At 65.9% G+C, this 12969-nt stretch carries 6 protein-coding genes; 2 read left to right on the top strand and 4 right to left on the bottom strand.

From position 1 onward, the window contains the following. Nucleotides 1–94: 94 nt before the first annotated feature. The gene (locus tag ABE522_RS07555; RefSeq protein ID WP_346591156.1) at nt 95–571 is read right to left on the bottom strand and encodes a VOC family protein; all 477 of its coding nucleotides are present in this window, start codon (nt 569–571) and stop codon (nt 95–97) included. Nucleotides 572–692: 121 nt separating this feature from the next. Here ABE522_RS07555 and ABE522_RS07550 point away from each other — a divergent pair, with 121 nt between their 5' ends. Further along, a complete protein-coding gene (locus ABE522_RS07550) occupies nt 693–2354 on the top strand; it encodes a saccharopine dehydrogenase family protein (protein ID WP_346591155.1) in 1662 nt (553 codons plus the stop codon). Nucleotides 2355–2562: 208 nt separating this feature from the next. Continuing rightward, nucleotides 2563–5586 carry a TonB-dependent receptor gene (locus tag ABE522_RS07545; protein ID WP_346591154.1) on the top strand — a complete coding sequence of 1008 codons (3024 nt, stop codon included), beginning with the start codon at nt 2563–2565 and terminating at the stop codon, nt 5584–5586. Between the two features lie 75 nt (nt 5587–5661). On the opposite strand, the gene ABE522_RS07540 is transcribed toward ABE522_RS07545, so the two are convergent. The 3 genes from ABE522_RS07540 to ABE522_RS07530 form a co-directional block, all read right to left on the bottom strand. Next, on the bottom strand, nt 5662–7668 hold the full coding sequence (locus ABE522_RS07540) for a M13 family metallopeptidase (protein ID WP_346591153.1): 2007 nt from the start codon (nt 7666–7668) through the stop codon (nt 5662–5664). Between the two features lie 158 nt (nt 7669–7826). Further along, nucleotides 7827–9932: a M13 family metallopeptidase gene (locus ABE522_RS07535; protein ID WP_346591152.1), complete on the bottom strand. Its 2106-nt coding sequence runs from the start codon at nt 9930–9932 to the stop codon at nt 7827–7829. Nucleotides 9933–10121: 189 nt separating this feature from the next. Continuing rightward, nucleotides 10122–12926 carry a TonB-dependent receptor domain-containing protein gene (locus tag ABE522_RS07530; protein WP_346591151.1) on the bottom strand — a complete coding sequence of 935 codons (2805 nt, stop codon included), beginning with the start codon at nt 12924–12926 and terminating at the stop codon, nt 10122–10124. Nucleotides 12927–12969: the final 43 nt, after the last annotated feature.

The following is a 12969-nucleotide window of genomic DNA, read 5'->3' as shown; positions in this document are numbered from 1 at the left end:
TTATATCTTGTTGTCGGGGTGTGGTTTGCGCGGCCCGGTGGCGGGCCGGCGGGGTTTTCGCGGTTTTTGGGACCGCGGCCCCCACTACCGGGGCTCACCGGATGGCGGCCTCGATGGTGGCGATGTCGATCTTGTGCATGGTCATCATGGCGTCGAAGGCACGCTTGGCCAGCGCCTTGTCCGTGCTGGTCACCGATTCGAGCAGGATGCGCGGGGTGATCTGCCAGGAAACACCCCAGCGGTCCTTGCACCAGCCGCACGCGCTTTCCTGGCCGCCGTTGCCGACGATGGCATTCCACAGCCGGTCGGTCTCGGCCTGGTCTTCGGTGGCAACCTGCAGCGAGAACGCTTCGGTCTGGCGGAAGGCGGGGCCACCATTGAGGCCGACGCAGGGCAACCCGCAGACGGTGAACTCCACGGTCAGCACGTCGCCCTGGCGGCCTGAGGGAAAGTCGCCGGGCGCATGGTGCACGGCGATCACCGCGCTGTCCGGGAAGGTCTGTGCGTAGAAGGTGGCCGCGTCCAGCGCGCCGTTGTCGTACCAGATGCAGACCGTGTTCTTGTGGACCATGGTGGTGCTCCCGAAGGGACGAGCGTGCAGCGATAGCACGGCCGACGTTAATCCCGGATCGTGCTCGACCGGGGCGCCGGCAGGCTACCCTGTCGGCAACGCGGACACGGACGAAACGCAGGTGAAGATTCTCATCCTCGGGGGCTACGGTGTGTTCGGCGGGCGGCTGGCACGGCTGCTGGCCGACCTTCCCGCACTGGAACTGCTCATAGGGGGGCGCAACCTGGCCGTGGCGACGGCGTTCTGCAATGCGTTCATCGGCGAGGCCCGGGTGCGGCCGCTGCAGCTGGATCGGCGCGCGCTGACGCCCATCCTGCAGCAGGAGCACCCTGACCTGGTGGTCGATGCTTCCGGGCCTTTCCAGGCGTATGGCGCGGACGGTTACGCTGCCATCGAGGCCTGCATCGGGGCGGGCATCGACTATCTGGACTTCGCCGATGCAGCGGATTTCGTCGCCGGCGTCGGGCGCTACGATGCGCAGGCCAGGGCGGCCGGGGTGTTCGTGCTGTCCGGCGTCAGCAGTTTCCCGGTGCTGACCGCCGCCGTGCTGCGGCAGATGGCCCGGCACATGGACATCACCCGCGTGGAAGCCGGCATTGCGCCCTCGCCCTACGCCGGCATCGGTCTGAACGTCATGCGCGCGGTGGTGGGCTATGCCGGCGCGCCGGTGAAGCTGCGTCGCAACGGACGCGATGCACACGGCATCGCCCTGGCCGAGAGCCGGCGGTTCACCGTGGCGGTGCCGGGCAGGGTGCCGCTGCGCAACCTGCGCTATTCGCTGGTGGACGTGCCGGACCTGCAGGTGCTGCCGCCCGAACACCCCGCCATGACCGATATCTGGATCGGCGCCGGACCGGTGCCCGAAGTGCTGCACCGGATGCTCAACCTGCTGGCCACCGCGCGTCACCACCTGCGCCTGCCTTCGCTGCAGCCGCTGTCTCCGCTGTTCCATCGGGTGTTGAACCGGATGAAGTCCGGCGAGCACCGTGGCGGCATGATCGTGCGCGCCACGGGACGGCGCGCGGGCGTGTCCGTCGTGCAGAGCTGGCACCTGTTGGCCGAGGGCGATGACGGTCCGTACATCCCGTCGATGGCCATCGAGGCGATCATCCGCAAGCTGCTGCAGGGGCAGCGCCCAGCGGCGGGTGCACGGGCGGCCACGCATGCGCTGGAGCTGGCGGACTATGAGCAGCTGTTTGAAGGCCGCAGCATCCACACCGGCTTCCGCTGGGAGGTGCCCAGCGCCAGCCTTTACCAGCGCGTGCTGGGCAGCGCGTATGCCACGCTGCCGGCAAGCGTGCAGGCGCTGCACGCGCCTTCGGCGGCGAAACGCTGGCACGGCACCGCGCGCGTGGAGCGGGGCAGCGGGACGCTGTCGCGGTTGTTGGCAGCGGTGTTCGGCTTTCCCTCGGCGGGCGAGCAGGTGCCGGTGATCGTGGCGTTTTCCGAAGAGGCTGGTGGCGAGCGCTGGACACGCCGCTTCGCCGACAGGACGTTCTCTTCGCTGCAGACCGCGGGCGTGGGCCGCAACGAGGCCCTGCTGGTCGAGCGCTTCGGGGTGATCGAGGTCGCGCTGGCAGTGGTGGTGGACGGCGGCCGCCTGCAGTTGCTGCCGCGGCGCTGGTCGGTGTGGGGGGTGCCGTTGCCGCGCTGGCTGTTGCCAGGTGGCAACAGCGTCGAAGCGGACGTGGACGGGACGTTCGCCTTCGACGTGGAAATCGCCGCGCCGCTGGTAGGGCGGATTGTCGCCTATCGCGGCACCCTGTCGCCCGAGCACGTGTGATCCGGAGGTCGTGATCGGCCGGAATTCCGCGTCCGTCTGTCGCGGGCGCGTGACGGGACCGGGTTGATTGCGAAACCATGCGACCGTTTCGGCCCAGATCCAGCGGCGCGTCGCGTTCTTCGTAGGCCTGCGGTTCAGCTGCTTGTTCAACTTGCGTTGCAGATCTGCGGTGGACCGCGGCCTGCTTCCCCTTGGACAAGGAGTTTGCATGAGCAGCATCAAGCGGCCCGCATCATTGAAGCGGACCAGCATCGTCGTGGCCCTGATGTCGATCATCGGCGCGGCCTCCGCACAGAGCACCACCGGCTCACTTTACGGCAGCGCACCGGGCGCTGCGGGCGCCTCGATCATCGTGGAGAGCGACAGCGGCCTGAAGCGCACTGTGGAGGTGAATGCCAACGGCCGTTACACACTCGGTTCACTGCCGGTCGGCAGGTACACGGTGACCCTGCAGCGCGATGGCAAAGTGGTGCAGCAGCGCGACAACGTGCAGCTGAAGGTCGGCGCCGGCACCGATGTCTCCTTCACCGAAGCGGCGGCCACCACGCTGGAAACCGTGACCGTGACGGCGGCCCAGCTGCCGAAGATCGATGTCACCAACACCGTCTCGCGCTCGGTGATCACCTCCGAACAGCTGGACGTGCTGCCGCTGGGCCGCAGTGCCGAAGCGATCGCGCTGCTGGCGCCGGGCGTGGTCGCCGGCAGTGGGGAGTTCCTCAATGGTTCGCGTTCTTCGCTGTCCTTCGGCGGCGCCAGCGTTACCGAGAACGCGTATTACCTCAACGGCTTCAATGCCACCAATCCGCTCAACAACATCGGCGGGGTGAGCCTGCCCTACGGTTCGATCGACCAGCAGGAAACCTTCACCGGCGGCTACGGTGCCAGTTATGGACGCTCCACCGGCGGGGTGATCAACCAGCTTGGCAAGCGTGGTACCAACCAGTGGCATTTCGGTGTCCAAGCCATCTGGCAGCCGGGTTCGCTGGCCGAATCGCCACGTGATATCCGCTACCCCGACGCGGCGCTGTCGCCCGGCTATGAGCTCCAGGATCCGACCCTGCCCGGTTCGCTGTACCGCTCGCGGCGTGGCGACACCACCGACCGCAACACCTACAGCGGCTATGTCAGCGGCCCGCTGATCGAAGACCGCCTGTTCGTGCACGTGGCTGGCGAAGTCGACAAGTCCAGCGGCGTGCTGACCAACAGCATCGAATCGGCACAGCAGGTGAAGCGCCATTACACCGTCAATGCGCCGAAGTTCTACGGCAAGATCGACTGGAACATCAACGACAGCAACACGCTGGAGTACACCCGCATCCAGAACACGGATCGCTACGACGCCTACCACCGCAGCTACGACTACGCGACCCGCAGCGAGGGCGAACGCACCGGCACCTTCGCCAACACCACCAAGCTGAAAGACAACTTCGACATCTTCAAGTTCACCAGCTATCTCAGCGACGACCTGACGCTGAGTGCGCTGTGGGGCCGCAGCAGGCAGCGCAACCTGGACGCGAACCCGCTGGATTCGTCCAACCCGTTCATCAGCGGAGCGAACAACCAGGATCCGTTGATCACCGGCGGCACGCCGATCCGCAACGACCAGGTTGCGATCAATGACAAGGCATCCAATGCGGGCAGCAGTACGCGTGGCCTGCGCGTGGACCTGCAGTACCGCATCGGTGACCATGAACTTACCGCCGGCATCGACAACATGACGTTCAACGCCAGCAACGAAGGCCAGGCCATGACCGGTCCCGGCCATGCCTGGATCTATTCGCGCATCGCCCCGGGCTCCTCGCCTGCCCCGGGCTTTGGCATCACCCCGCCCGGTGGTGACGGCTACTTCGTGCAGAAGTACATTTTCTCCACCACCACCAGCATGTCGCTGCAGCAGAAAGCGTATTACCTGGAAGACCGCTGGCAGGTGACGCCGGACTGGCTGCTGACCCTGGGCCTGCGCAATGACAAATTCACCAACTACAACAGCGCCGGTGTCGCCTATGTGGAAAGTGGTGACCAGTGGGCCCCGCGGCTGGGCGCGGCGTGGGATGTGTTCGGCGATTCCTCGTTGAAGGTGTTCGCCAACCTGGGACGCTATTACCTGGCGCTGCCCAACAGCGTGGCCATCCGCGGTGCATCGGCGTCGACGTATACCCGCGAATACTTCACCTACAGCGGCATCGATGCCAACGGCAACCCGACCGGCCTGACCGCGCTGGGACCGGGCCCGGTGTCTTCCAACAACGAGTACGGGCAGACGCCGGACCCGCGCGGCGTGGCGCCGTCCGACCTGAAGTCGCAGTTCCAGGACGAGCTGATCCTCGGCTTCGAAAAGACCTTGGGCGAATCCTGGAACAGCGGCGCCAAGGCGACCTACCGCCGCCTGCAGACCGCGATCGACGACACCTGCGATGCCGGCCGCATCAGTGACAAGCTGGACGCGATGGGGGTGGATTCCAGCGCCTTGGATATCCCCGGCTGTGTGATCTTCAACCCGGGCAAGCGCAACACCTTCCTGGTGAAGAAGCGCGACGGCTCGGGCTATGTCCCGGTGAGCATGAGCGGTGCCGATTGGGGGCTGGGGGGTCAGAAGGCCAAGCGTGACTACGTGGCGGTGGACCTGTTCGTCGAGCACCCGATGCGCAACAACTGGTACGGCCGCGTGGACTACACCTGGTCGCGCAACTTCGGCAACACCGAGGGCCAGGTGAAGTCGGACCTGGGCCAGAAGGATGTGTCCAAGACCCAGGATTGGGATTCGTCGTATCTGATGGAGTATGCCGGCGGCTACCTGGCCAACGACCGCCGCCACCAGCTGAAGGGCTACGGCGCCTACCAGTTTACCGAGGAATGGACGGGCTCGGCCACGCTGCGGGTGATGTCCGGTGCGCCGAAGACCTGCCTGGGTTTCTACGGCGCGGACGAGAGTGACCCGATCGGTTACGGATCGTCGTACCACTACTGCAACGGCAGCCCGTCGCGTCCTGGCGATGCCGGTCGCCAGCCGTGGACTGCCCGCGTCGATCTCGGCGTGATGTATCGCCCCGGGTTCGCGCTGAAGCGGCTCGCGTTCGGGCTGGATGTGTTCAACGTGTTCAACCAGCGCCGCCCGCTGCAGTCCGAAGCCCAGTACGAGGAGGGCCCGTACACCGTGTCCAACACCTACGGCATCGGCACCTACTTCACCGCGCCGCGCTCGGCCCGGCTGACCGCTTCGTACGATTTCTGACAATCAAACGTTGCATCAGCCATGGAAAAGGGCGCCCCTGCGGGCGCCCTTCTTGCTGCTGCCGAAGCAGTCGACTCAACGCCAGACGCGGATCTGGTCGGCGTCGGTACGCTGCATCGGCTGGCCCGGCTTGCAGGTGAAGCTAGCACCGAAGGCCGGCAGGTTGGCCAGCGGCCCATTGGTACGCCACTTGCCCGGTGCTTCGATGTCCATGCTGGCACGTGCCGCCGCCTCGTTGGGCGACAGCTGCTGCGGCCACAGCGCGGCCCAGGCGGTGAAGAAGCCCTGCTGGTCGGCCGGCTTGGCGTTGGCTTCCACCGCGCGGTAGGCCTCCCAGGCGAGTTCCAGCCCAGCCAGGTCGGCCAGGTTGTTGTCCGCGGTGAGCGCGCCGTTGACCTTGGCACCCTTCACGCCCGGGAAATCGTAGGCGCTGTATTGGGTGGCCATGCGCGTGCCGAGGAGGGTCCAGGCGGTCTTGTCGGCCGGGGTCCACCAGCTGCGCAGTTCGCCACGTGCGTCGATCAGCGCGCCCTTGGCATCGATCGCACGGGTCAGCTCATGGCCGACCAGTGCGCCGTAGCTGCCGAACTTGTTGGCCGCGTTGGACTGGGCGTTGAAGATCGGGCCCTGCAGGGCGGCGGCGGTGACGATCAGGCGGTTCTGCGCCAGGTCATACGCCAGCGACGGCTGCTGCGGCAGCACGTCCCAGCGACGGTCTGCGTTGCCGCGGCCGATGCGCTTCATTTCTTCGCGGTGGCGCCAGGTCGAAGCGATCAGCATGTTGCCGCCGAAGCTGCCACGACCCATCGGCTGCACGCTGTAATCCAGATCGCGCAGCGGGGTGCCGATCTCGATCTTCAGCGCCCCCAGCTTGGCTTCCGCTTCGGCCTTGGCCTCCGCGCTCAGCCAGGTGCTGCGCTTGACTGCTTCGATCTGCATTTCGCGCAGCTTGTCGATGATCCACGCGGCCTGGCGGCGGTCTTCGGCGCTCAGGTGCCTGGCGGCGTACTCGCGGCCCAGCATCGGGCCGGCGGCGACGTTGATCGCATCCAGTACCTGCTCCCAGCGCGGGGCGGGCAGGGTCTGCGCGCGCAGCACGCGGCCACGGAATTCGAACTCGGCGTCACGGTAGGCCTTGGACAGGTACGGGGCCATCGCATCGCCCACGCGCCAGCGCAGGTAGGCCTTCCACTGGTCCGGCTTGATCCGGGTGACCATGCCGTCCAGCGCCTGGAACAGCGCGGCGTCGGACAGCGACACCAGGTCGTCGTTGACGCCCTGCACCTTCAGGAACGCGTCCAGCTGCAGGTTCTTGTAGCGGCCGTTGAGGTCGCGGGTGGAGATCGGCGCGTAGTTGCGGAACGGGTTGTTGAGGTCGGCCAGCGACTGCGCGTTGCGCGCCAGCTCGGTTTCCAGCGCGATCACCGAGGCCACTTCGGCATCCAGCTTGGCTGCAGGGGTGCCGGTCAGTGCCAGGATCTGCTTGACGTAGGCGCGGTAGCGGCCCATCACCGCGACGGTGTCGGCGTCGCTGCGGGTGTAGAAGGCCGGGTCCGGCAGGCCCATGCCGCCCTGCATGAAGTAGCCGATGTGACGGTCCAGCGCCTTCAGGTCAACGTCCGGGCTGAAGTTGAACGCCACCGGGATACCGACCTGGTGCAGGGCGGCGATCGAAGCGGGGACATCCTTGGCGCGCTTGATCGCATTGATGCGGGTCAGCAGCGGGGCGATCGGGTTGGAGCCATCGGCTTCCACCGCCGCTTCATCCAGGCCGCTGGCCCAGAAGTCGCCGAGCAGCTTCTGCACGTTGCCCTGCGGGCTGGCCATCGCGCCGTCCAGCAGCTCGCGCTGCTGCAGGCGGCTGCGTTCGACCAACTGGCCCAGCGCGGTGGTGGCGCCGGTCTGCGGAACCGGGTTGGCCTTCAGCCAGGCGGCATTGGTCGCGTCGTGGAAATCTGTGCACTGGGCGCTGACGGCCGGCGCACGTGCGGCCCTCTTCTTGGCGGCGAGCGCATCGTGGACGGGGACCAGCATGGCCAGGCTGACGCCCAGGGAGATGGCAAGCGGACGAAGATTGGGCATGTAGAGCAAATCCATGATGGATTAAGGGCGGGCGAACTATAGCAAGCCAGACATGTGCACGGCATGCACGCCAGCGCCGGTCACCCCGCGGCCGGCATCGCCAACGAAAAGGCCCGGGTTTCCCCGGGCCTCGCTTTCAATGCGGCGTCAGCCGTGACTTACCAGATCACGACCTTGGCATCGCCAGCGCGCGACATCGGCGAACCGGCCTTGCACTGGAACGCGGCGGCGAAGGTCGGCAGGTTCGACGGCGCGCCCATCGCGCGGAACTGCGCCGGTGCGTGCGGATCGGTAGCCAGGCGGACCTTGGCGTTCTCCGGGGTGTACTTGGTGCGCCACACGGTGGCCCAGTTGAAGAAGAAGCGCTGGTCGCGGGTGAAGCCATCGACCTTCGGATCTTCCTTGCCGGCCGATGCCTTCTGCAGCGCGTCGTAGGCGGTTGCGAGGCCGCCCAGGTCGGCGATGTTCTCGCCCAGGGTCAGGCTGCCATCGACGGCCTGGCCATCCACCTTGTACTCGTTGAACTGCTTGACCAGCTTGCCGGTCAGGCCGGAGAAGTTCTTGCTGTCCGCTTCGGTCCACCAGTTCTCGAAGTTGCCGGTCGGTCCGAAACGGCTGCCCTGGTCGTCGTAACCATGGGTCATTTCGTGGCCGATCACCGCACCGATGCCGCCGTAGTTCAGCGCGTCATCGGCGTTGGGATCGAAGAACGGCGGCTGCAGGATGGCGGCCGGGAACACGATCTCGTTCTGCAGCGGGTTGTAGTAGGCGTTGACGGTCTGCGGGGTCATGCCCCACTCGGTCTTGTCCACCGGCTGGCCGACCTTGGCCAGGTTGAACTTGTAGTTGAAGGCGTTGGCGGCGCGGACGTTGCCGAGGAAGCTGTCACGGCCGGTGTCCAGGCCGGACCAGTCGCGCCACTTGTCCGGGTAGCCGATCTTCGGGGTGAAGGTTTCCCATTTGGCGATCGCCTTGGCCTTGGTCTCATCGCTCATCCACGCCAGGCCCTGGATGCGTTCCTTGAGCGAATCGGCCAGGTTCTTCACCAGCGTTTCCATCTTTGCCTTGGCTTCCGGCGAGAAGGCGACCTTGACGTACAGCTGGCCGAACGCTTCGCCGGCACCGTTTTCGATGGTGCCCAGCACGCGCTTCCAGCGCGGCTTCTGTTCCTTCTGGCCGTTGAGGGTCTTGCCGTAGAAGGCGTAGTTCTCATTGGCGAAGGCATCGCTCAGGTACGGCGATGCGCTGTCCACGGTGTGGAAGCGCAGGTAGGCGCGCCACACGGCCGGATCGGTATCACCCAGCGCCTTGCTGACCTCTTCATGGAAAGCGGGGATGGCCAGCGAGAACTTCTCCGGCGCGGCCACGCCCTGGCTCTTGAAGAACTCGGTCCAGCTGAAGTTAGGGGTCAGCGCATCGGCTTCGGCCAGGCTGACCGGGTGGTAGTACAGCGAGACGTCGCGCGACAGTTCGACGCTGGACTTGGAGGCCTTGGCCAGGCGGGTTTCGAACTTGATGACTTCCGCTGCCTGGGTGGCGGCATCGGCGGCCGGCACGCCGGCCAGCTCCAGCACCTTGGCCACGTGGGCCTGGTAGGCCTGCAGCTTGTCGGCCTTGGCCGCGTCGGTATAGAAGGTCTTGTCCGGCAGGCCCAGGCCGCCCTGGCTGGCGTAGGCCATGTTCACGGCGGAGTTCTTGAAGTCCGCTTCGGCACCGAAGCCGAACAGCACGTTCTCGCCCTTGGCGGCGGTGTCACGCAGGTAGGCGGCGATGGCGGCCTTGTCGGACAGCGCGTCGATGGCGGTCAGGTCGGCCTTCAGCGGCTCGATGCCCTGGGCGTTGATCTTCGCTTCGTCCATGCCGGTGGCCCACAGGTCACCGACCACCTTTTCGATGTGGTTCGGGTTCTTGACCTGCGCGACCTGCTCGGCCAGCTGGTGCTGGGCGGCGACCGAACGCTCGTCGAGGATGGTGAACGCGCCCCAGCTGGTGCGGTCGGCCGGGATCTCATTGGCGGCCAGCCACTTGCTGTTGACGTAGTCGCCGAAGGCGGTGCACGCGTCCAGCGTGGTGTCCAGGTCGCTGGGCTGGAAGGCGTTGTACGCCGGCAGCTTGGCCTGGTCCAGGGTGTAGGTGTGGGCTTCGGTGGCGGCGGCCGGGGTGGAGGCGGCGCCTTCCTTGGCCGGGGTTTCGCTCTTGCCGCAGCCGACCAGCGCGGCCGAAACGGCCAGGGTCAGCAGGACGATCTTGGGAGTACGGGTCACTTTTGTATGGCCTCCAGGCCGCGTGATGTCTGGGAAGGTTCCCAGAGGGCTGTAGGCCGGACGATACGCCTCCGGCCCAGCCTGCAAGGGTGTCGAAGGTCATGTCGCGGCGCAAGAGGCTTCGCCGGACAGGCTCGGCACAATGGAAAACGGGCCCGGCGTCAGCCGGGCCCATTTCAGCACCGCGCCTTACGGAGCGCCGAACTCGTACTTGGCCTGCATGTAGATCGCACGGCCGTAGGCATTGTAGAGATAGTTGTTGTACGGCTGGCCGCTGGTGCCGGCGAAACTGTACCGCTGGTTGTCGGGCATCTTGTTGAACACGTTGTTGACCATCAGCGACAGCGTCAGGTTTTCCAGCGCGCGATAGTTCACGCTCAGGTTGTAGGTGGTGTACGAACCCCACTTGCCGGCCTTGTAACCGGAGGAGTGCACGTAGTCGTACCCGTTGCCCAGGTACGCCATGTAGTTCGGCGTCCTGCCGATGTAGTTGGCATACAGCGTCGTGGTCCAGTTGCCCTTGGCCCAGCCTACCGAGCCATCGGCGCGGACCTTGGCATAGGAGTCGTAGACCCACATGGCGTACGGGTCACGCAGCAGGTCCAGGTACTCATCTCCCGGCTGGGGCTGCAGTTCGCGTTCCAGCATGTTGGTGTAGTTGCCGGCGAACTGCAGCGAGCCGAAGCGTCCCAGGTCCTGGACGTACTTGAAGCTGGCCGTCAGTGCCTGAAGGTTCTGCCTGGCCACGTTCAACTTTGGCGTGTAGATCTCATCCAGCACGCCTGATGCATCGCGGGTGATCCAGTCGGCCACGTTCTGGCAGCTGGCCGACGTGTTGTTGGCCTGGCCGCCGCGGCAGTAGTACTCGGCGAGCAGCAGCTGGTCCGAACTGAGCGTGTTGACCTCGTTCTCGATCTTCCAGTTGTAGTAATCCACCGAGAAGGACAGGTTGTTGAGCGGGGCCCAGACCACGCCGGCATTCCACACATCGGCAGTGATCGGTTCCAGGTCCGGGTTGCCGGACTGCACGCCGAACACCGACACGCTGTCGTAGGGGCAGCCGGTGGTTTCGGACGGGTCGTATCCCAGTTGGCCGCAACGGTAGAAATCGGTGGAGCCGTTGGCGTAGTAGCCGCTGCGGCCCTGGAAGGCATCGGCCAGGGTGGGCGCGCGGAAGGCCGTGCCGTACTTGCCGCGGAACAGCAGGCTGTCGATCGGACGGAACTCCACGCCGATGCTGTAAGTAGCCTTGTCGACGGTGCTGTCCTGGATCTTGAACGCGTCATAGCGGCCCGATCCGGTGACGGTCAGCGAATCCAGCAGGGGCAGGCGCAGTTCACTGGTGAGCGCATAGTTGCTGCGATGGCCGGCGCCGGAAACCGCCGTGGTGCCCCATACGCTGCCATCCATCAGGCCCGGGTCGGGGGTGTAATCCCAGCCCTCGCTGCCGGCCTCGGCCACCACGGCGAAGCCGGCATCGCCACCCGGCAGCGAGAACAGCGAGGCGTTGGTCAGCTGTACCCGGCCGAGGTTCTGCCAGGTCCGGCTTTCACTGTAGGCGTAGCCGGTGAAGCTCTGGAAATCGCCCGCCGGCAGCGGCGCGTAGAACGCTTCCCAGTTGGGGCTGTAGATGCTGTAACCGGCGGACGTGGTGCCCAGCTCCGGGCCAAGCACGCGGCCTTCGAAGTAGCTGTCGATCGGGTCGGCCCAGCGCACGAAGCTGCGTTCGGTGAGCTTGTACTCGCCGCGGCTGAAGCTGGCGCTGTAGTCCCAGTCGCCCGCACTGCCGCGTCCACCGAGGGTGACCTGGTAGGCCTTGTTGCGATCAGTGTTGAGGATGTCCTTGTAGCCGTTCGGGCCGATGTCTTCCGGTGCGAACACGCGCTGCAGGTTGAGGTACTGGCCGCTGTCCTGGTCATAGAAGCGGCCCCAGCCGGAGGAGGTGCCCCACCAGGTGAAGTTCGAGCCGGTGGCGTACTTCACTTCTTCCAGATTGACCAGCGCATCACCGAACAGCTGGAAGTTGTCGTTCACATCGAAGGTGAATGAACTGTAGACCTGGCTGCTTTCCTTGCCGTTCTTGATCGTCTTGAAACCGGTGCCGTACACCGAACCACAGGCCTGGCCGGTCGGGCGCGTGCCGAGCACGGTGGTGCCGCCGAACTGCCCGGCGACGTTGGCGCACAGGTTCGGATCCATCATCGCGTAGCGGTTGCTGTTGGCCGGCTGCAGCACCAGGAAATCATTGGACACGTACTGCGGGCTGTAGCCGTCCGGGTTGTTGACCTTGGTCAGGTCACGCTGGTAGCCCCAGATCGGGTTGGTCTTTTCGTACTGTGCGTTGACCAGCACGTTGAGCCGGTCATCCAGCGCGTTGAAGCCCTGGGCGACGCTGAAGCGGATATTGCTGCCACCGCCTTCGCTGTAGGCACCGCCGCGCACGCTCAGCGAGCCGCCCTCCAGGCGTTCCTTCAGGATGATGTTGACCACGCCGGCGATCGCGTCCGAGCCGTACAGTGAGGACTGGCCGCCCGGCAGGATCTCGATCCGCTCGACGATGTCGATGGGGATGCCGCTGATGTTGTTGAACGAGTCGCTGCCGTTGTACAGCGCCGGGTAGGACAGCATCGGCCGGCCGTTGATCAGGTACTTGGTGTAGCCCGGGCTGAGGCCGAACATGCCTGCCGCTTCGGCGCCTTGAGTGAATGAGGCCGAGGTCTGGCCGCCTTGCAGGCCACCCGTGGAAAGGGAGGACTGCTGCAGGACATCGGCCACGCTGGTGAAACCGCGGGTCTGGATGTCTTCAGCGGTAACGGTGAGCACCGGCGTGTGGGTTTCGATGTCCGTCTGCGGGATCAGCGAGCCGGTAACGGTGACGCGGTCCAGGCTGGTGGTGGCGGCGTCCTGGGCGATGGCGGGCGTGGCGGCGGCGACCAGGCTGCTGAACAGTGCGAATGCGAGGGGGTGCGGCAGGAGCGTGCGACGCTGAGGCATGTGGGGGGTCCCGAGCTGTGGCTGAAGGAGTGGCGCTGTCATC

The sequence above is a fragment of the Stenotrophomonas lacuserhaii genome, from assembly GCF_039674585.1.
In the GTDB taxonomy this organism is placed as follows: Bacteria; Pseudomonadota; Gammaproteobacteria; order Xanthomonadales; family Xanthomonadaceae; genus Stenotrophomonas; species Stenotrophomonas pennii_A.
This window is presented reverse-complemented; position numbering and strand designations above follow the sequence as displayed.